The organism is Aliiglaciecola sp. SL4 (assembly GCF_041538045.1).
Lineage (GTDB): Bacteria > Pseudomonadota > Gammaproteobacteria > Enterobacterales > Alteromonadaceae > Aliiglaciecola.
This window is the reverse complement of the sequence record NZ_JBGOSE010000004.1, coordinates 204146-222929: the sequence shown is the minus strand read 5'-3', so window position 1 is coordinate 222929 and position 18784 is coordinate 204146. Positions and strand designations below refer to the sequence as shown.

The window sequence follows — 18784 nt, the reverse complement described above, 5'->3', positions numbered from 1 at the left end:
GAGCTTTGTAATGATTTACTCACTGATGTCATCTACATTTTTTAACGATACTGTCATTGCTCTAAGAGCTGAGTCACTGATGTCACCTTCAGGCTCTTCGGTTTGTTTAATGGTATAAAACTGATTAATCGAAATATTACGATGAATACTTTCAAACTGCTCAGCCCCAGGCCAAACAATACGAATCTCATTAACAATATCAGCACCGGCTAAACCAAAATGTAATTCAGATGGGGAGCTAGAGATAAAGCTTCCGCCAGAACGAACTTCTTGTAGTTGGGTAATACCATTTGCAGTGACATAAACTTTTGCACCTATGGCTTGAGTATTTTTAGCCAACCCTTGCAGGGTCAAATGAATGAAACCTTTGTCTGCAGATGAAGATGCATTGTTTTTATATAACAGCAACCTGTCTTGATGATTGCTAACAAGAATATCCACATCACCATCTCGGTCGTAATCGAAGCAAACAACACCTCTCCCAGAGAGCCTATCGGTAATGCCCAGCTCTGCACTTTGTTCGCTAAAACTACCGTCTTGGTTAGACATAAATAGACGACTAGGGGTGTTTTCAAATTCCCGCATCGAGCGTTTTAACTTCATATAGGCATAGGGGCTACCCAAGTGTTTGCGTAACTCACTATCCAAATCGAAGCCATTTACGTGAAAGATATCGAGCCATTGGTCATTGTTAAAATCGGCAAAGCAAGCACCCCAAGCCCACAAGCCTTCGGCAACCCCAGCTTCGTCCGTCACATCAATAAATTGTCCATCAATATTGTTGTACAGACGGTTTCCTTCTACTCCCCAGTTTCCTTCAGCTTTACCGTTAGGATCAGATACACTGCTGACAAACCAATCCAGATCGCCATCATTATCATAATCAGCTACAGCACTACCCATACCGTTTTTATCGGTAATCTGTGATAAATGAGTGGTATTTTCAAAGTGACCATTACCAGTATTTTTATACACCTGACTAGTTTCAAAATCAGCTGCCATCAACAGATCTGGATATCCATCTTCATCAATATCAGAGAAGGTACCGGTAAAGGTAAAATCAGTGCTGCCAATCATTTCCATTAAATGCGCTTTTTTATCCGCAGCAACAAATTCCAAAGTAGTGTCGGTGCTAACATTTTCCCACAAATGATTGGGCTGCTTACCACCCAACCCAGGACCTCGCCAGTGAGTTGTTAGTGCATCTAAATCACCATCCAAATCATAATCGGCAAACGCAAATGACCAACTGGTTAACTGCGCAGCAATACCTGAGTTTTTAATCGGTATAAATTTTTGGTTGTTATGATTAATGTATAACGTGGGATTCTGGCTATGTTGATTACCTTTTAACTCACCTGATATAGAAGACAAATTAGGGTGAACCAAATTCGAGATAATAATATCTAAATCGTTATCCCCATCAATATCGACCATGGCGACGCCATTCGATAATTCTTTAGAGGTAATTCCCCACTGTTTGGATATGTCAGTAAAACTGCCATCTCGGTTGTTTCGGTATAAAACGTCTGCCGAACCATCTCCGGTAGGTTGAAAAATATCTGGCCAACAATCCCCGTCAACATCGCCTGCGGCAACACCACCGCTAAAAATTAGGCGTTGTGCAGATTGTAAATTATAAAGTGGCCAAGTAATGTGGTGTCGCTTGGTTAACCCTGATGTTAAAGCCACTTCTTGGAATTTATGTGGTGTATTTTTAATCTCGTCTACCTTTGCGATTTCGCAACCAAATAAATTGGATTTAAGCACGATGGCTTTTATGCGACCTGAAGCTTTGACCTTACTACGGGTATCATTGATTAAAGTTTTGCTCAGACTAGCCAAAGGTTTAGGAGGAGGAGCAAACTCGCCAATTTTTGCATTTAAACGCAATGAGTCAGGTGCTACTTCATTTTCATTTGGCACCCAAACCGCTAGGCATTCTTGATTATTTAAACATGGGTCAGTTAACGCACTGAGAAAAGCAGCAATAGCATCCCTTTGATGGCTATTAATATTCACATTACTAGGCAGTTTACTCAGCCCTTGCTGTTGTTGTTCTAATAAAAATTGAAGGGGCTTTTGGGAATGCGCTTCGGCCTGCGGATTTAATTCACTGACATACTGCATTTGAGGGTTATTGGCAAAACTAAAATCGTAACTTTTAATGGATTTAACAGGATCGATATGATGAGCAATAACGTCCTGCAATTGGGTAAATGCCCCCGAGTGTGTATAAGGAGCAGTAGCTGTCACGTTCAGTAAAGTGGGTGTCCGAAACGCGAATCTATCCTGGTCTTTTTGAGTGACCCCTCTACGCCCAAAGTCTTCTCCATTGGGCTGCTTGCCCTTACCAAATTGGGGAACAGCGATATTATGGAATTGTTCATCAGAAAAAATTGGCGGGGTGTGACAAGCAACACAGTCAGCACCGCCTTGTTGTGACTGGTTGAAGAATAGTAACGCACCTTCAACTTGCAAATCTGTTAGTGCATCTTCATCGCCTTTGATATAGGCATACCAATCATTATCAATTAACACTTGGGTCGATTGATAATAAGAAATGGCTTTTTCAATATTGCTAAAATTTATCAATGTTTCAGCATTCGCATCAGGTTCACCAAATGCGGCACGAAACAATTTTAACCATGACTGATTTTTATCATGTTGTTTCATTCTTGCTACAAGTGCGTCACGTATGCCTTCATGAGTTTGTGCAGTGGCAAAACTATAGCCGCGCATTTCGTCATTTGAGACGACAGGAAAACGGGTCTGACTGGCCAGCAAATCATTGCCTGCAGCAATATCACCTAACCATAAATTACTATCAGGTGTGCGATGGTTTTGGCCCTTTCCGCCATTCTTAGAATCTTCATCTAAAACAAAAACACGACCATCGTAAAACATTGCACGATTGTATAATGATGAATTAAAAGTGCTTTGTGCGTGACGCGGAACATTTGGTGCACCATCAGCATTAGGATCAGCAGAAGACTGCCAATCATGCCAACGACCGGGACCAAGCAACTCGGGTTCATAAGCTGATTCGCCAACTGGCAAGCTAAGTTTATCTCCGCCCGCTAAGTACGGATGATGACAACTAGCACAGGCAACATCTTTATTGCCACTTAACGAACGGCTAAAAAATAATTCTTTGCCCAACCTAAAAAGCGGGGATGATATTGGTTTTTCATCGACGCTGGGTAAAAGAGGATAAGTTTGTTCTAGCTTATCCAGCACTGCTCTGAGCATCACTCGATCAGCGTCTATTGTTGCGTGAGTCGAACTTTTAGTGCCACTACAGCTGATTAAAAACAAAAAAGCAGTAGCAAAGCAGAATAACTGCTTCACCACTGCAACGTGCCCAAAAGCGCGCGCTAACACTTTATTTTCCTGCACTAACTGACGCACAGGTCTCACCGCGCAGGTAAGTGTTATTAACAAAACGAATTTCGAGCTTTCCGTCCTTTGCGTCAATCTTATTTATCTTTTCTTTACCTTGATAAATATGTGACGACAAACCTTTTTCACTGCCAATGTTCATGCAATTTGGACTGTAGATCGCATTATATTGCTGCTCACCATCAATTTGCTTTTCAAAAACCGTCACCACACCTGTACCACATTGAGCCATGGCATAAATGTCATCACTTTTATCGTAAACCTGAACATGTTCTTCGGTTTCTTCATCAATCCAATGAATGTGTTTATCAGGTGTTCTTACGAAAAAACCACCATTACAATTCACTCCGGTGATGGGCTTCGCTGCGGCTGACACAGTTGTAGATACAGTAAGTCCCAAAAGCATTTGCGAAATAACAATTAAACTAATACTGACTTTTTTCATAATTCACTCTCTTTGGTTATCGATTAAGTAGTATTTGACTCACTACCAATTAATTTGAATTAACCTGTTTACCGACGTGGCTTACCAAATCCAATCCAACTATTAAACTCTGCGGCAACTACGAGTTCATCGTTTTCAGCGGTTAATGCCAAGGCAGGTAATTTTCTTGGGGCAGGACCAGACACTACTCCACCGCCTTCTTTGGGATTAAAAACTGACTGATGGCAAGGGCACATATAGTTTTCTTCCTCTTTTACCCAACCAGTCACTGGGCAGCCTGCGTGAGTACATATGGCGGAGTAAGCAACTATGCCGTCGGCAGACATTTGCTGTGTTTCTGTGGATAGCGATTCTTTAGAAAGTTTTTGAATCAGAATTTGGTTGTAACGAGAGCCATCCCGAACTTCCCCGGTTTTTGGATCGACAGGCACCACTAGCACTTGCTTATCCGATTTGGCGAGATCAGATATTTTAATTAAAGGTCCCTGTAAACGCTTACTAAAATAAGTAAAACGATCACCCACTTGTGGCGGCAATTTACTTTCTGGCGATTTTTTCTTGATTGCAGCTAATGCTGTATTGCCAGTAAAACAGTTCACTGCCGGTATCGCTAAAGCAAGATATTTCAGCAAATTGCGTCTCTTGCTATCTGTAATGTGATTTTGATTGGTTTGGGCACAACCGCAGCATGCTTCTTGCTCGATATCATCATGCTTATTATTTATTTTTTGTTTCATTGCTACACCTCGAACTTCAGCAGGCTAAATAGACTTTTTATTTTATTGGTTTATGAAAGTCAGGGGAGACACTCGCCTCCCCTTATAGCTTTTTAAGCGTCAGGTAAAGCGAATACCCAAATAACGCCACCTTCAGGCACATCTGATATCCACTCACCACTTTCGTCTTTTGCTGCCAAAACACCATTGGTCCAATGAGGATCAACACCGTAGCCAGCGGTTATAGCTATGTATTGCTTACCGTCTACTTCATAAGCGACAGGTGGTGCAATAGCGGTTGAGTTCAGAGGGAATTCCCAAAGTACTTCGCCAGTTTTGGCATCGAATGCTCGCAACATGCGATCATTGGTACCGGCACTAAATACAATGTTGCCAGCTGTAGATAGAACAGGACCCCAGTTCATAGTTTTGCCGTAATCGTGCTGCCATACTTTTTCGCGCTTGTTCACGTCCCAAGCTTGCATCTGGCCAACACCTTTGTTTTGATCAGCTAAGTACACATCTAAGTCAGGAATATCGATACCAGCCCAGAATTGACCTGAAGCAGGTTCAACATCATCTTGGAATTTACCTTCGAAGGAATTACAAATGTTGTCGTTTGCGGGGACATACATCATCCCAGTATCAGGGTTGTATGATTCGTAAGGCCAGTTTTTTCCACCCCAAAGACTTGGGCAGTAAGAAACTCGTTTGCCAGTAACCGGCACGTGGTCGTAGTCATAGGTTGGACGACCCGTTTTAGGATCCAAAGATTTAAACGCATTGTTCGCTACGAAAGGTTTACCTTCGAGATATTCAATCTTGCCTTTACCATCTCTTTCTAACCAATACATGTAACCGTTACGTTGCGGAGAAACTAAACCTTTAACCTTTTTGCGACCGTCTTTAAGGCCGTCAATTAGCATAGGTGCGTTCATCGCAGCCCAGTCCCAAGAGTCGTTATAGTGGTACTGGTAGTGCCCTTTAATTTTGCCCGTGTCAGGATCCATCGCGATAGAAGATGCAACATACAAGTTGTCACCTGGACGTTGATCACCCAACCAAGGCGAACCGTTACCTACACCCCAATAAAGAATATCTTCATCAGAGTCATAGTTGCCTGGCATCCACATACTGCCGCCACCATATTTCCATGCATCAGGGCGTTTACCTTCTTTCTTCCAGGTTTCATGACCAGCCTCACCGGGGCCAGGTACGCTGTAAGTTTTCCAAGCAGTTTCGCAGGTTTCTGCATCCATAGCTTCAAGGAAGCCACGTACACCATATTCGCCGCCTGAAGGACCAACTAAAATTTTACCTTTCACTGGAGTGGGAGCTGACGTGATGTATGCACCTATGCTCCAATCGCCAATTTGGCTTTGACACAAGCGCTCTCCGGTTGCTGCATCCAACGCGTTTAAAGTTCCATCTAAGCCAGCAACATAAACTTTATCACCCCACAACGCTACACCACGGCTAGTATTATGCATAACACTTAAATCATACGGATTATCATGCTTATAACGCCAATACAGTTGCCCAGTTTTGGCGTTTAACGCAAGTACGTTGTTGTAAGGCGTAGATACAAACATAACGCCATTGTTAACTTGTGCAGGTGCTTCATGACCAGAATCCAAGTTCGTAGAATAAGTCCAAACCGGTTTAAGCTTACTGACGTTTTTAGAGTTTATTTCTTTTAGCTTACTGTACATCCAGCCTTCGTAATTACCTTTAGGCAACAACCAGTCTTGGGGTGCTGCTTCAACTAATCGTTTGTGCGTAACCGGTTTGTAGTTTTCAATTTTTTTGTTAAGCGTTGTCAAATTCGCTGCTGATACTGAATAAGCGGATATCAGTCCGACAGCGCCAATGCAACAACTAAGATATTTCATTTTAAATACTAAAGATTTCATTATTATCCGTGCCCCTGTTTGATTTTTTGATTGGCGAACTTACAAATCAATTAACATGCCAATAACATATCGAACCAGTAATTTTCCTAACCCACTGAATAATAATGATTTTTCATTTTTCACTTTTAACGTTTTAAAAACACTATTTTTAAATAGTACACAGGTGTTGCAGCACAAATGCGAAAATGAGACACCTAAACTCTGCATATAATAAACTTCTCAAACATTTGTCAAAAAGTTGTTAAAAATTTAAAAGTTCAGTGTTATGGTGAAAAGACTGGTAAAAAACAGGCTCAAATAACTAGGGCAAAAAGAGTATCGTTTTACTTTTTATTCTGGGAATTTAGTAGTGTTGGAGAACGGATAAAATGAGACAAACACCTCAGCTCAGATCAACTAATGATGTCATCGCTTTTATGACCGGAAATTTCCAAATCCGAGATATTAGTCCAAGCGAAAAAATCGTAAATTCCTGGCAGAGAAGTATCCTTAAATATGGCCTGGACCCATATAAACAAAAGGAAGTGGAGATTCTTTCTAGTACTGAAATGCAACAACAATTGCAACGACAAGAAGAGTTTTTGGATATCGCAAAACATGGTGTTACGGGTCTCTCAAAACGGATTTCCAATGCCGGATTTTCTGTAGTTTTAACAGATGAAACAGGCCTCACTTTAGACGCGAAAATTCCCAGTAGTATGCGAGAGAAATGTCAGAAATCTGGACTGCGAATCGGAGCTGGATGGTCAGAAAAACAAGTGGGAACGAATGGAATTGGCACTTGTTTAGCCGAAAAAGAATCAATTATTGTTCATCAACACGAACATTTTTTCGCCGAACAAAGCCAATTAAGTTGCTCTGTGACACCTATTTTTGATCCAATGGGTGAATTGAGGGGGTGTTTAAATGCCTCTTGTTTAGGTGCCTCGAAAAACAAAGAAAACCAATTTCTTACCTTACAAATGGTAATGATGTACGGAAGAATGATTGAAAATAGTTATTTTCGACAGGCTTATCGAAATCAAATCACCATGAGTATAAGGCCAACAGAGAGCTTTGCAGATCTTATTCAGGAGCAGTTGTTAGCAGTTAATGAACGAGGGATTATTGTTGGCGCTAATCGCTCAGCTTTTACTGAATATGATGCTCTACTGCAAGCTGACCAACAACTGCCTGGTAGTCAAATAGAGGATATCGTTGGACAATCTATCGATGAACTCCTGAGCAAAAGTAAAGGTGGAGGAGTAGTCGTCCGCTCCTTTTCTCCTAAAATGCTCGAAGAAATAGAAATCGGCTTACGAGTTCCATCAAATAAATTGAACAGTGTACACGCTGTTGCAGAACGTAAACCTGCGGAAAGCGTAGCCATGAACGCTCACCCTAGCTTGCAACAACTAGCAGGTGAAGATGCCGTGGCTCAGTCGCAAATCAAACAAATAATGCGGGTTATCAATAAAGATATTCCATTTCTAATTACCGGTGAAACGGGTACTGGTAAAGAAGCTTTTGCCCGGGCAATTCATCGAGCCAGCGACCGTGCTGACGGTCCTTTCATTGCGCTAAATTGTGCAGCCATTCCTGAATCTCTAATTGAAAGTGAATTGTTCGGTTATCGCAGTGGCACTTTTACCGGTGCGAACAAGAAAGGTATGAAAGGTAAATTGGAATTAGCCCACGGAGGTACAATTTTCTTAGACGAAATTGGAGATATGCCGATTCAACTGCAAACTCGCTTATTACGAGTTTTAGCTGAACGAGAAACTATCCCACTCGGTGCATCAGAGCCCACTCACATTGATATTCAGGTCATCTCGGCTACCCATCAAAATTTACAGGAACTAATTAGTCAAAAACTGTTTCGAGAAGATTTTTATTATCGATTGAATGGTATGTCTATCGAATTACCAAACTTAAGAGACAGAAAAGACAAGGATTTTATAATTAGTTACCTTTTGAACAATCTAAACTCTGAGCAAGAAATCCAAGTTTCAGAGCAGGCACGGAATGTTTTGCACAGTTATCATTGGCCTGGAAATATCCGTCAGTTAGTCAGCGCTCTAAAGTTCGCTGAAGCCTTATCTGAAGATAACAAAATCGATTTAGATTGCCTGCCAAAAGATATAGTAAGTACCAACGTACAAATTGAAAAGAAAGAGCCGGTTAAAGAGTCAGCGGAACAAAATAAAACGCTTTCAAATTATGTCGGAAATCAAGAAGGACTCCACTTATTGGAAACACTTAAAAAGTATCGCTGGAATATCACCCAAGTGTCTGAAGAACTGAATATTTGCCGCTCCACTGTATATCGAAAAATGCGCAAATATAACATCGTTCAACCTAACGAAATTTACTAGCAAACGAACTATAAAATACTGTCTTATTGCACGGCTTAATTGATCTAATTTAGTCCCTTTCAAAAAAGCTAATGCGTCTTGCGTTGGCTTTTTTTTGCTCCCTCAAATCCGCTCTTAGCATGTTTATCACAGGTATCATTCAGTTGTCGCATAGCTAATGCAACATTGCGACATAAGCATCACTTTTAGTTTTTATAGAAAAAACAACCCATTGTTTTTATTGCATTTATTTTGTTACTGAAATGTAAAAAGCATGGCATGCGAATTGCGAAATAGTCGATGGCTAACCGTTCACAGGCCACAATACAATGGGAAAATAATCATGAAAATTAAATTTAAAAAATTAAAAGTCGCATCAGCGATTCTGACCTCTTTATTAGCTAGCCAAGCCTTCGCTGCTGATACAAGTAAAATTCAATTTAGCGGTGCCGTTATGCAGTCTTGGCAGACAGGAATGGAAGTTGATGGAGCCGCGGTAAATCCAGCAGATGCGGAATCTGACTCTGGCTTCCATCGTTTGCGCTTTGCATTGAACGTTAACGCGCAGGTTTCCGAAAAAGTGTCGATATTTGCCGAGCTTGCAGAAGAACCAAATGATTGGAATAACGGCAGTGCGGCTATCTCGCAAGATTTGGCTTGGATTCAATTTGATATGAGCGATACCATGGGCTTGCGTTTAGGTAATCTCATTTCCACAACTCAGACATTCTTAAGATATTCAGATGGTGCCGCGGTACAAGCTAACCCATTTGTAGGAAATGGGTTAGTTGACATGATCACCGCTGAAGAAGGTGTTTGGGTTTACGGTGTTCATGATGTCTCAAACGACACAAACATCACCTGGGATGCAGTTATTTCTACACCTGACTTCTTTGCTGATTTCAGTGACGGTCGTGGTTATAACTATGGTTTAAGAGGGACGTTGAATTTCAAGAGCGGACTTTCTTTCGGTGCGGGTACCTTCAAAACCAATCATGATATGGATGCGGTAACAGGTAAAGCATTTGGTTCCGCAATAGGTTTAGGTGATGGCGATAACTATCAGTTCGCCAACACGCCAGTAAGTGCTAGAGGTACTCACACATTAATAATACCCGGTGTCGATGCCTTCATCTGGCAAGCTGATATTCAATACAAAACGGATAACTTCATGATCCATGGGTTATACGGTAAAGCCACCGACGATTTCAGTTGGGCAGATGGTCAAGGCAGCTTGCAGACCAACTATATCGAACAAGAATCGGAAATGGCATTCTGGTCAATTGAAGGTAAATATGATCTAACCGCTAGTGCCTACATAGCGGTGCGCTATCAAGAATCTACAAACGATAGTGAAGGAATTGAAACGGAAAATGATGCAACAAGGTTGCAGGTTGGTGCCGGTTGGTGGATGAATGACTCAACCTTATTTAAAATTGAATATGTGAAACAAGAAGAAGAGCAATTCTCTGGCGGTGGAGCTACCGAGTTTGGTGCTGCTGGCGGCGCTGAGTGGGACGGTATAATTGCTGAAGCTTCAGTAACATTCTAAATGGTGTTGGCTATAGCCGAAGAATAATTAAATAATCAATTACAAGGGCATACCTAATATGCCCTTTTTATTAAGCAAAAAGCCAAATTCAGAGTTAGTTTTTTACTATATAAACACGATACAAATTAGATAGTTCTGCGGGATTAATATTGCGTAGCGGTAACTGGTTTTTAGGAATGCTATTTTGTATAAAAAATGAAGCTATTTCGATACTTTCAAAAATATTATTTTCATAAATGGATATAGTCGTGGGATGTCCTTCTGGTAATAAAGCTAAATCATTGAAGGTTTTTCTATCAAGGTAAAACATTGCACTTTCATCAACAGCTAAGATAGCACTAAAGCTCGCAAACTCATCACAGATTGTAAACTCATCGCTACTATTAAAGCCTGTTTTTCTTTCTAATGCTGCGCTCTTATTCTGGTAAGTTTCCTTACTGCATTCAACAACATGAACACCTCGATTCTTAAGTTTTCGTTTTAATCTTTCCATGAAATTCCATTCCACTTTGACCTTAATTTAGTGAGTCTCGTCAAACGAGACCCACTTAATAAGATTAAGACTGAATATAGGCCACTTGAGTGCGCATATACTCATATAATCCATGTCTACCGTCGGCTCCTCCAACACCTGATTTACGTGCTCCAGCATGAAACCCTTGCATCGCTTCAAAGTTTTCACGGTTAATATAGGTTTCTCCGTAATCTAAACCTCTGACCGCATTCATAGCGAGACTTAGATTTTGTGTATATACAGAGGATGTTAGTCCATATTCAGAAGCATTTGCATAACCAATGGCCTCATCTAAATCGGCAACAATTTGAACCGGTAACACAGCACCAAAAATCTCTTTTTGCATGATTTCCATGTCACTATTACAGCCAGTTAAAACCGTCGGTTGATAATGAAAACCTTGACCTAAATCAGCAACTTGGCCTCCAGTCACCACTTCAGCTCCTTGCTTCTTGGCAAACTCAACCATTTTTGCAACTTTATCCAAACCTACTTTATTTACCAATGGTCCCATATCAATATCAGACTGGGCCATAGGGTCACCGTATCTTGTGGCGGACATAGCTTGGCTTAGTTTTGCGATAAACTCTTCAGCCACAGAAGCCTGAACATAGACGCGTTCAGCGCAATTACAAACTTGTCCTGAGTTAATGACTCTGGAATCTTTAATCGCTTGCGCTGCAAGGTCTAAATCAGCATCAGCCAAAACAATTGCTGGAGCTTTTCCACCTAACTCCAAATTAAGCTTGGTTACATTAGGCGCTGCGGCTGACATAATTCTAGAGCCCGTTTCGACACTCCCAGTAAAGCTGATCATATCAATTTTAGGGCTTGTAGAAAGAGCATTCCCCACTTCATGTCCTGTGCCACAGACAACATTAAATACACCTGGAGGTAAATCTGTTTCGGCAACAAGCTTAGCGAACTCAAAGCAATTGTTTGGCGTCTCTTCACTAGGTTTAACGACAATTGTATTACCGGTAATGAGTGCTGGCGCCATTTTTCGAGCAATTAGGAAAAAAGGAAAATTCCAAGGTAAAATACCGGCCACAACACCCAATGGTTTTCTAAAAACAAAGATGTTTTCTCCGGGTCTATCACTAGTGACCACCTCACCTTCAATTCGACGTGCCCACTCAGCCATATAATCAATATAATCAGCAGTAAAATTAACTTCTACGTTTGCTAACTCTTTTGTTTTTCCCTGCTCTTTTACGATGACAGTAGCCAGCCTTTCAGCATTCTGCCTTACCTTATCGGCGATTTTCTTTAAAAAACCTGCGCGTTCTATAGCCGGCTTTTGAGCCCATGAAGACTGGGCTTTTCGCGCAGCATGAATAGCTTGTTCAACTTCCTCAGCTGAAGAATTAGGAACCTTAGACAACAAACGGCCATTTGCAGGGTTGAACACCTCAATGGTGGATGTTGGCTCAGCGCTAAACTCACCATTAATATAATTACGATAAACTGGTATATCAGACATGCTTGAATTACTCCCACGTTTTAATTTCAAGTCGTTTATAAATCATTGCGCCGTGTCTTCATGAGACTCCTTTCAAGGACTGTATCGGCTCGGAATACTCTAATCCGTTTAAACAGAATGATTGTTGATTACCAGGCAACCTTTTAGCTTTGTAATATGACCAGGTAAAAAAACAACACTTAAGACTTAGTGCAAGCGTCACACCAGCTGTTATAACTATCGCCACTTTATTGTTAAGCCAATGTTATAAAAGTGTTTTTTTATTTTAATGGGATAAAAATGGCAAAAGCTATGCAGACTTGAGCGAACTTAATAAAGGAGAAAAAGCATCAAGTGTTGCATGTCCAAGTGTCGCAGATGATACAGTTTGGTGATTTTTAAGACAGTTGTAACATGGCTGATCTTATTAAGATGAACACACACTAAAGCATCATTAGACTCAATACTATCAACACATCCAGATTAACCTTAATTTTTTCAAAGGAATATAAAGCTCTGTAATCAAGGCTATGGTATGTATATTGCTGTATCTAAGGCTACTATTAAAACAACTAAGCATGACTGGCAGCTAATGATTATGAGCAACTTACAATGTTTTACAGCAATTCTAATGTTATTCGGATACACATCCAGTCTGCATGGCTTCGAAAAAACAATTTGGCAGCATAAGCTCGATTATATTGCTATTCAAGAAGTTGAAAATTTACCAACAAAAAAGCAACCTGCAGCACAGATTTCACAATCCCAATTAGCCTCTGCTTTATCTGAAATTAACATCGAGCCTAAATCTTCAGACAGCCTGTTATCTTCTTGGGTAAGCAGTGATGAGGTCAAATCAGTTTTTACAGAACGAGAGGTAAAGGTTTTATCTGAGGGTTTATTTAACACCTTACAATCCCTTTCCGGTAATCAACTATTGATATTTTCAGTGTCTGATAGGCACACTTCGTTTCTTGGTATAGGCGCCGATACATTGTATTCCAGTGGTTCTGTGTATGTTAGCGGAAATGATCTGTATTTGCTGTTGGCAGAAGCTCAGGTCGATATTCAAAAAAAGTACATTAGAGCTGGAAATAGTGTCAATAACTCACGCTTTGCCACCAATTCAGAATTAAAGGGATTTAAATTATCAAATGGCGATTACAGCTCAGAAGCTGATCACTCATGGCAACTCCAGTTGTCCGATGGTGTAACTCAGGTTAACCAACGAAAAGACTGGATAAAAATTGCATTAGATACGCCTTTACAGCAAACAAATTCTATCGCAAATACTCTCCAACAAACTCCTACAACAACAAATCAAACTAATGTTAATCAAAGCAACTTAACCTTCAAAGCTGCAGAAAAAAAAGCAAGCTCAAGTCAACCTGACCAAGCAAGGCAAACAGACATCGAAGTACGTTTAGAAAAGCTCAAACAGTTGTATCTAAATGGAAAGATTCCTGAACAAGTTTATTTGCAGAAAGTGAGCGCTATAATTGATGAAATTTAACGTACCACCCTGTAGGCGGGTGCTTTAGCCCCGTGAGGGGTTTGGCAACCTTTTCACGGGCTAAAGCCCGTGCTACAACCTTTTTGGGTTTGGTTTATTTCCGTGGCCTATTCCCAACCTGTAGGCGGGTGCTTCAGCCCCGCGAGGGGTTTGGCAACCGTTTCCACGGGCTGAAGCCCGTGCTACAACCTTTTTGGGTTTGGTTTATTTCCATGGCCTATTCCCAACCTGTAGGCGGGTGCTTTAGCCCCGCGAAGGGTTTGGCAACCGTTTCCACGGGCTGAAGCCCGTGCTACAACCTTTTTGGGTTTGGTTTATTTCCATAGCCTATTCCCAACCTGTAGGCGGGTGCTTTAGCCCCGCGAGGGGTTTGGTCATCGTTTTCACGGACTAAAGCCCGTGCTACAGCGGGGAATTTAACGGTTTTCTAACCTGTTGTAGTCTAACCAACCGGCTTCGATGGGGTTATCTTGCATGAATATTTGATTGAGCTTTTCACTAAATTGCCAAAAGTCTTTGGAGGTGCGTCGCACGGCAAAAGCGTCAAGAAAACTAGCGTAATCTTGCTCTGTTTTGATTTGTTGAGCCAAAGCAACCATCCTTGCTAACTCAGTTTCTTTGACCCGCCAAAATGCGTCGGGATAACTTCCCAACAACCCATGCACTAACGTCACGTTATCATTTTTTGGATCACGGTTCGCATTTTCGGAAAATAAACTATTCACGTTAAAATGCGCACTGTTGCGCACTAGGGTGAATATTTCCTCTTTCTTACCATCTTTAGGTTTAACCATAATCATGGTTAACTCAGGTAAGATAGAAGCGCTGGTCCCTTTAATCTTGCCTAGTTGAGCCAGCAACGCCTTAGAATTAGTTGTTAAATGACTGTCCCTAACCTGGTAGCGCTCGGGCAAAACTTTCTCGACGTGTTGAGTGAAGATATCAAATAACTCTTGTTTGTGATTTTTGGTTTTAAATTCCATGCCACTTGGTTGATCAAAAATACTCACTTTGCCTTCGAAAAAAGAGGTGAGCTCAGGACTAGATTTTTGGTACCAAGAAGCTAGTTCTTTACGGCGGCTATCTGGCGGTAGGAATGCCAAAAAGTTGCTTTCACCTTCCATACGTAAAAAGTCCATATACAAGCGGGTCATCAATTGATGGCCATAGTTACCATAGACATCAAAGCCTGCCACCAACAAGTAGTGAATACGTTCTAACAACGCATAGTCAATGACCCAAGCGGTTTTCGGCTGTTCGCCCACTAACCCTTTAATCACAGTGGCATTATCAAAATGGCGAAACACCGTTAAGGTGGCGTTTTGATTTTCGCCATCACCATCCCAAATATCGTCAGGGTTAAAGTGATGGCCCTTGTCTATTTCAGCACTCATGAAGTTTTGCCTAGCCCGCATGTAATCACCTTGGCGTGAGGCATACTCAATCCAAGTTACCGTAAAAGCGGTACTTTCTTTTTCTGCAGGTAGACGCAAATTATCTTTTTGGGTTTCATAAAATGTATTGATCTCACTTGAAGCCGCCACTTCAGGTTTAACAAAAAACACCCAGAATCTATCATTGATTACATTCAGTGCCACTTGGCCACGACACACTGGCCCTTTGATATATCCCATAATGGTATTTTGCGCTCGCTCTAACATAAATCGATAGCGCGCATTCACCGGCAGTTGAGTAAAAGCTGTTAACGGGTTTGCAGCCACTTCAGGCTGGTAACTGGGCATGTCTGTCACTTGGTAATCAGCATCCACAAACCACTGTTGCCATTTGTCGGTCAACGCTTTGTTAATGGCATAGGGCTGATGGGTTTTATTCACAATGGTTGAGGTAACGGGGTATAAACGGTAATAGACCCTAGTCACCTTTGGATCGTCAAATGGGCGACGACTGGCTATTATTTCGACGGGCTGACCTGTAGGTGTGCGGGAGCGCACTAGATTATAAAATTGCGGTTGCACATCAGCTTCACTTAGCTCACTAAAAAATAGGTGAGCGCTAAATAGATGTTCGTAGATATAACGGGCACTCAATTGCACTTTTAAACTGTCGGCATTCAAAAACTGTTCTAACTGATCAACGGCCTTTTGTTGTGCTGCAGAAATCGGTGCCGGAGATGGCATATACGCACCGCTCTGGATCCAGCTAATTAAGGTATTGTGCTCATCATCACTTAATTCCGGCAACGCATAAGGCATACCACCAAATGCTTGGCTTTGGGCATAACCTTCAAACTCTTCGATTGTGGGACATTGTTGGCTGCGGTCAATACTCACATCAAAGCGCTCATCCAAAACTTTGTCATCAGGTAAAGGATTGGCCTTTTTTAAGGCTAGCATTTTAGCTAAAACCGAAGCCTGGGTGTTAGCCGTTGCGGTTTGTTCACGCTCGTTTAATACCGGATAAAAGTCCCGCTCTCGCCATTCGCTAGAGCTTTGTGCATCGATCATCAAACGATTAGGTGTCGCGGCAATAATTCGCGAACCGTGATAAACCCTTTCTTTGTTTGCGCCTCGCTCGATGCCATCTGGATGAGTCATTTTCAACTGGCAAGGAGCATCGTAACAGGCATGACAAACGACGCAGCGGGCATTGATAACTGGGGCAACTTCATTTTCATAGAAAAGAGTCGCTGTACTTTCTGGAGTGGCAAGAGCAGCGATTGCATAGGCCCGGTTATTGGTGTCTTCTTCACCGTAAAGTCGATTTAAATCTAGGCTTGCTATAGTTGCGCAGCCTGAACATATGAGGATGACGCCAATGAACAACTTTATCCATCTGTTCTGTTTGTATTGCATATTAGTCCAATCGGGCTAATAGACACGCCCTAGATAAAGGTAAAAAAGAAGCGAAATTTTAAACTAACTTAGTTTTGTTAGCTAAGGGTAATTACTTGTTACCACTAAAATCTACTGTAACTTGATAAAAGCCTGTTGTGCTGGTTTTTTCATAAAACCAATCATGATGACTGACAATTTTCTCGCTTAATTGCAAGCCTAATCCATAGCCGTATCCAAAGGCGACTTTGTCATCTTGTGAATCTACCACTGAAGCATTACTATCCGTTGCGGTATTACTATTAATAATAATTACGCGACTCCCTTGTTGCTTGATATGCACTTCACCTTGTTGCGTATGCTGGTATGCATTTCGAATCAGGTTATTAATAACAATGTGACAAGCTACCGCAACAACTTTCACCTCGCAGTCATCGGTATCCACTTTTAAGTCTATTTCTTTACCACTAAGCAAATAATTTAGATCACAACAGGCTTGATTAATTTTCTCCCCTAAATTGACAGGTTCCGGGGATAACTTTATTTCCTCATTTCGACTCAACCAGAGAAAAGTATCGGTTAAATTGGTCATTGTAAGGCCCGCCCGCTGTATGCGTTCCAGAACTTGTTTTTGCTTTTCACTGGCAGGCATTTTTTCATTTATTCGTTGTAACAAATCCACATTACTTCGAATGACCGCAATGGGCGTTCGCAACTCATGACTCGCATAACTCAAGAAACGCTGCTCTCGTTCTAAGCTTTGGTGGGCTGAGGTTAAGCTGTTTTGCACCAAAAAAGCCAATTCATTGAGTTCGCTAAAGGTGAAGTCCGGTGGCGGGTTTTGAAGGTTATGCTGACCTAAAGACTTTGCCCAATTTTTTAATGATTTAATTGGCTTAGTAATTTTTAGCATTATCATAATCAAAAGCAATGCAAATAATAAAATGCCGATAACTGCCAATATCAGTGTCCAGACTAACCGGTTAGTCGGATGAATATCTGAATAATGTGGAACAAAATCTCTTTCGAGTAAAACCTTAGATATGTAACGGTCTTCCCCTTTTAGATCATGATACAGCACCACGTAATACAGATTTTTAGGCATGGATAAAATAGTGCTTTGGTCTTTTATCTTTAGTAGTTGGCCAACTTCTGTGGGGGGATTTGGAAATTTTTGCTGGATTAATTCAGGGGTGTCCTGCCAGCGACTGGCAATATGAATACCGGCTATAATTTTAGGGTGCTGATCTTCAACATCTGTGGTTTGAGCGATCTCGCGCATAATCCCATTTAAACTTCGATCGAGTCCGTCGACAAAGTAGTTAACACTTAAAAACGAAAAACCGATTACCATGGAAGAGCCAAGCAATACAACACTCAGGAAAAAATGTAGTTTGAGGCTTGGCCTGTTTATCATGCTTGTATTCCTTCATGATTCACTTTAATGGCAAAACCCACACCTGATACCGTCTCCAGTTTAACGTTGCTCTGCTCAACATCTAATTGCTTTCTAACGTGATGAATATGTACCTTGAGGCTGTTGCTGTCAGGTTGTTCATCTCCCCATACTTGTTGGATAAGTTGTTGCCGACTCACGGTTTTTGGACACGCGCGCACCAACACTTCCAATAACTTAAATGCAATTGGCGATAGCTTCAAGGCAGTTTGTTTCAAACTAGCTTTATGTTGGGTTACATCCAAACTTAAATCACCGGCAGATAATTTTTTAACTTCACCGCTACGGCGTTTCGCCAGTACCTGAACTCTAGCCACCAGCTCTTTCATGGCAAAGGGTTTGACTAGATAGTCATCACTACCAGCTTCAAACCCCTGTAACTTATTTTCTAAACTATCACGGGCGGTTAACATTAAAATAGGAATATCCATGCCTTTTTCGCGCAGCGTACTGCATAGGGTTAAACCGTCCATTTTGGGCATATTTATATCGAGAATAATCATTTGGTAAGGGTTACTTTCGATTAAATTCAATCCCATCAACCCATTACTTGCGTGATCACACTCAATAGACTCAATTTCAAGATAGTCAACAATGGTTGTTGCAAGGTCGATATCATCTTCAACTAACAATACGTTCATGATTGCTTAACTCTTCCTACTTTTTCCTAATAACCACTTGCAGAT

12 protein-coding genes are annotated in these 18784 nt (G+C 41.3%); 3 read left to right on the top strand and 9 right to left on the bottom strand.

Features of this window, described 5'->3' with window-relative positions:
- Nucleotides 1-15: 15 nt before the first annotated feature.
- The 4 genes from AB6T38_RS08075 to AB6T38_RS08060 all read right to left on the bottom strand — a co-directional run bounded on the left by AB6T38_RS08075 (nucleotide 16) and on the right by AB6T38_RS08060 (nucleotide 6476).
- Nucleotides 16-3411 carry an FG-GAP-like repeat-containing protein gene (locus AB6T38_RS08075; protein WP_372546809.1) on the bottom strand — a complete coding sequence of 1132 codons (3396 nt, stop codon included), beginning with the start codon at nucleotides 3409-3411 and terminating at the stop codon, nucleotides 16-18.
- Nucleotides 3386-3847 (bottom strand): hypothetical protein, encoded by a 462-nt coding sequence (locus AB6T38_RS08070; RefSeq protein ID WP_372546808.1) that lies wholly within the window; start codon nucleotides 3845-3847, stop codon nucleotides 3386-3388. The genes AB6T38_RS08075 and AB6T38_RS08070 overlap by 26 nt, the downstream gene beginning before the upstream one ends.
- Before the next feature lie 68 nt (nucleotides 3848-3915).
- Complete coding sequence (locus tag AB6T38_RS08065; protein ID WP_372546807.1) at nucleotides 3916-4584, bottom strand: ubiquinol-cytochrome c reductase iron-sulfur subunit; 669 nt, start codon at nucleotides 4582-4584, stop codon at nucleotides 3916-3918.
- Nucleotides 4585-4676: 92 nt separating this feature from the next.
- Entirely contained in the window at nucleotides 4677-6476 is a 1800-nt protein-coding gene (locus AB6T38_RS08060) for a PQQ-dependent dehydrogenase, methanol/ethanol family (RefSeq protein WP_372546806.1), read from the bottom strand.
- Nucleotides 6477-6844: 368 nt separating this feature from the next.
- On the opposite strand from AB6T38_RS08060, the gene AB6T38_RS08055 reads away from it, so the two are divergent.
- Nucleotides 6845-8830: a sigma-54-dependent Fis family transcriptional regulator gene (locus AB6T38_RS08055; protein ID WP_372546805.1), complete on the top strand. Its 1986-nt coding sequence runs from the start codon at nucleotides 6845-6847 to the stop codon at nucleotides 8828-8830.
- Between the two features lie 322 nt (nucleotides 8831-9152).
- A complete protein-coding gene (locus tag AB6T38_RS08050; RefSeq protein WP_372546804.1) occupies nucleotides 9153-10361 on the top strand; it encodes a hypothetical protein in 1209 nt (402 codons plus the stop codon).
- Nucleotides 10362-10455: 94 nt separating this feature from the next.
- Here the strand turns inward: AB6T38_RS08050 and AB6T38_RS08045 are convergent, their stop codons facing one another.
- The gene (locus AB6T38_RS08045; protein ID WP_372546803.1) at nucleotides 10456-10854 is read right to left on the bottom strand and encodes a hypothetical protein; all 399 of its coding nucleotides are present in this window, start codon (nucleotides 10852-10854) and stop codon (nucleotides 10456-10458) included.
- Nucleotides 10855-10918: 64 nt separating this feature from the next.
- Nucleotides 10919-12358 carry an aldehyde dehydrogenase gene (gene aldA / locus AB6T38_RS08040; RefSeq protein ID WP_372546802.1) on the bottom strand — a complete coding sequence of 480 codons (1440 nt, stop codon included), beginning with the start codon at nucleotides 12356-12358 and terminating at the stop codon, nucleotides 10919-10921.
- 514 nt (nucleotides 12359-12872) lie between these two features.
- Between aldA and AB6T38_RS08035 the strand changes: the two genes are divergently transcribed.
- Nucleotides 12873-13850, top strand: coding sequence for a hypothetical protein (locus AB6T38_RS08035; RefSeq protein WP_372546800.1), 978 nt, complete (start codon nucleotides 12873-12875; stop codon nucleotides 13848-13850).
- 416 nt (nucleotides 13851-14266) lie between these two features.
- Here the strand turns inward: AB6T38_RS08035 and AB6T38_RS08030 are convergent, their stop codons facing one another.
- From AB6T38_RS08030 to AB6T38_RS08020, 3 genes are all read right to left on the bottom strand, one after another.
- Nucleotides 14267-16663, bottom strand: coding sequence for a fatty acid cis/trans isomerase (locus tag AB6T38_RS08030; RefSeq protein ID WP_372546799.1), 2397 nt, complete (start codon nucleotides 16661-16663; stop codon nucleotides 14267-14269).
- Nucleotides 16664-16754: 91 nt separating this feature from the next.
- Entirely contained in the window at nucleotides 16755-18059 is a 1305-nt protein-coding gene (locus AB6T38_RS08025) for a sensor histidine kinase (protein ID WP_372546798.1), read from the bottom strand.
- Nucleotides 18056-18742, bottom strand: a complete 687-nt coding sequence (locus AB6T38_RS08020; protein WP_372546939.1) for a response regulator transcription factor — start codon at nucleotides 18740-18742, stop codon at nucleotides 18056-18058. The genes AB6T38_RS08025 and AB6T38_RS08020 overlap by 4 nt, the downstream gene beginning before the upstream one ends.
- Between the last annotated feature and the right edge of the window lie 42 nt (nucleotides 18743-18784).

Coding starts and splice junctions, on each gene's coding strand:
- AB6T38_RS08070 (WP_372546808.1), bottom strand. CDS start 3,847: ATGAAAAAAGTCAGTATTAGTTTAATTGTTATTTCGCAAATGCTTTTG.
- AB6T38_RS08065 (WP_372546807.1), bottom strand. CDS start 4,584: ATGAAACAAAAAATAAATAATAAGCATGATGATATCGAGCAAGAAGCA.
- AB6T38_RS08060 (WP_372546806.1), bottom strand. CDS start 6,476: ATGAAATCTTTAGTATTTAAAATGAAATATCTTAGTTGTTGCATTGGC.
- AB6T38_RS08055 (WP_372546805.1), top strand. CDS start 6,845: ATGAGACAAACACCTCAGCTCAGATCAACTAATGATGTCATCGCTTTT.
- AB6T38_RS08050 (WP_372546804.1), top strand. CDS start 9,153: ATGAAAATTAAATTTAAAAAATTAAAAGTCGCATCAGCGATTCTGACC.
- AB6T38_RS08045 (WP_372546803.1), bottom strand. CDS start 10,854: ATGGAAAGATTAAAACGAAAACTTAAGAATCGAGGTGTTCATGTTGTT.
- aldA (WP_372546802.1), bottom strand. CDS start 12,358: ATGTCTGATATACCAGTTTATCGTAATTATATTAATGGTGAGTTTAGC.
- AB6T38_RS08035 (WP_372546800.1), top strand. CDS start 12,873: ATGTATATTGCTGTATCTAAGGCTACTATTAAAACAACTAAGCATGAC.
- AB6T38_RS08030 (WP_372546799.1), bottom strand. CDS start 16,663: ATGCAATACAAACAGAACAGATGGATAAAGTTGTTCATTGGCGTCATC.
- AB6T38_RS08025 (WP_372546798.1), bottom strand. CDS start 18,059: ATGATAAACAGGCCAAGCCTCAAACTACATTTTTTCCTGAGTGTTGTA.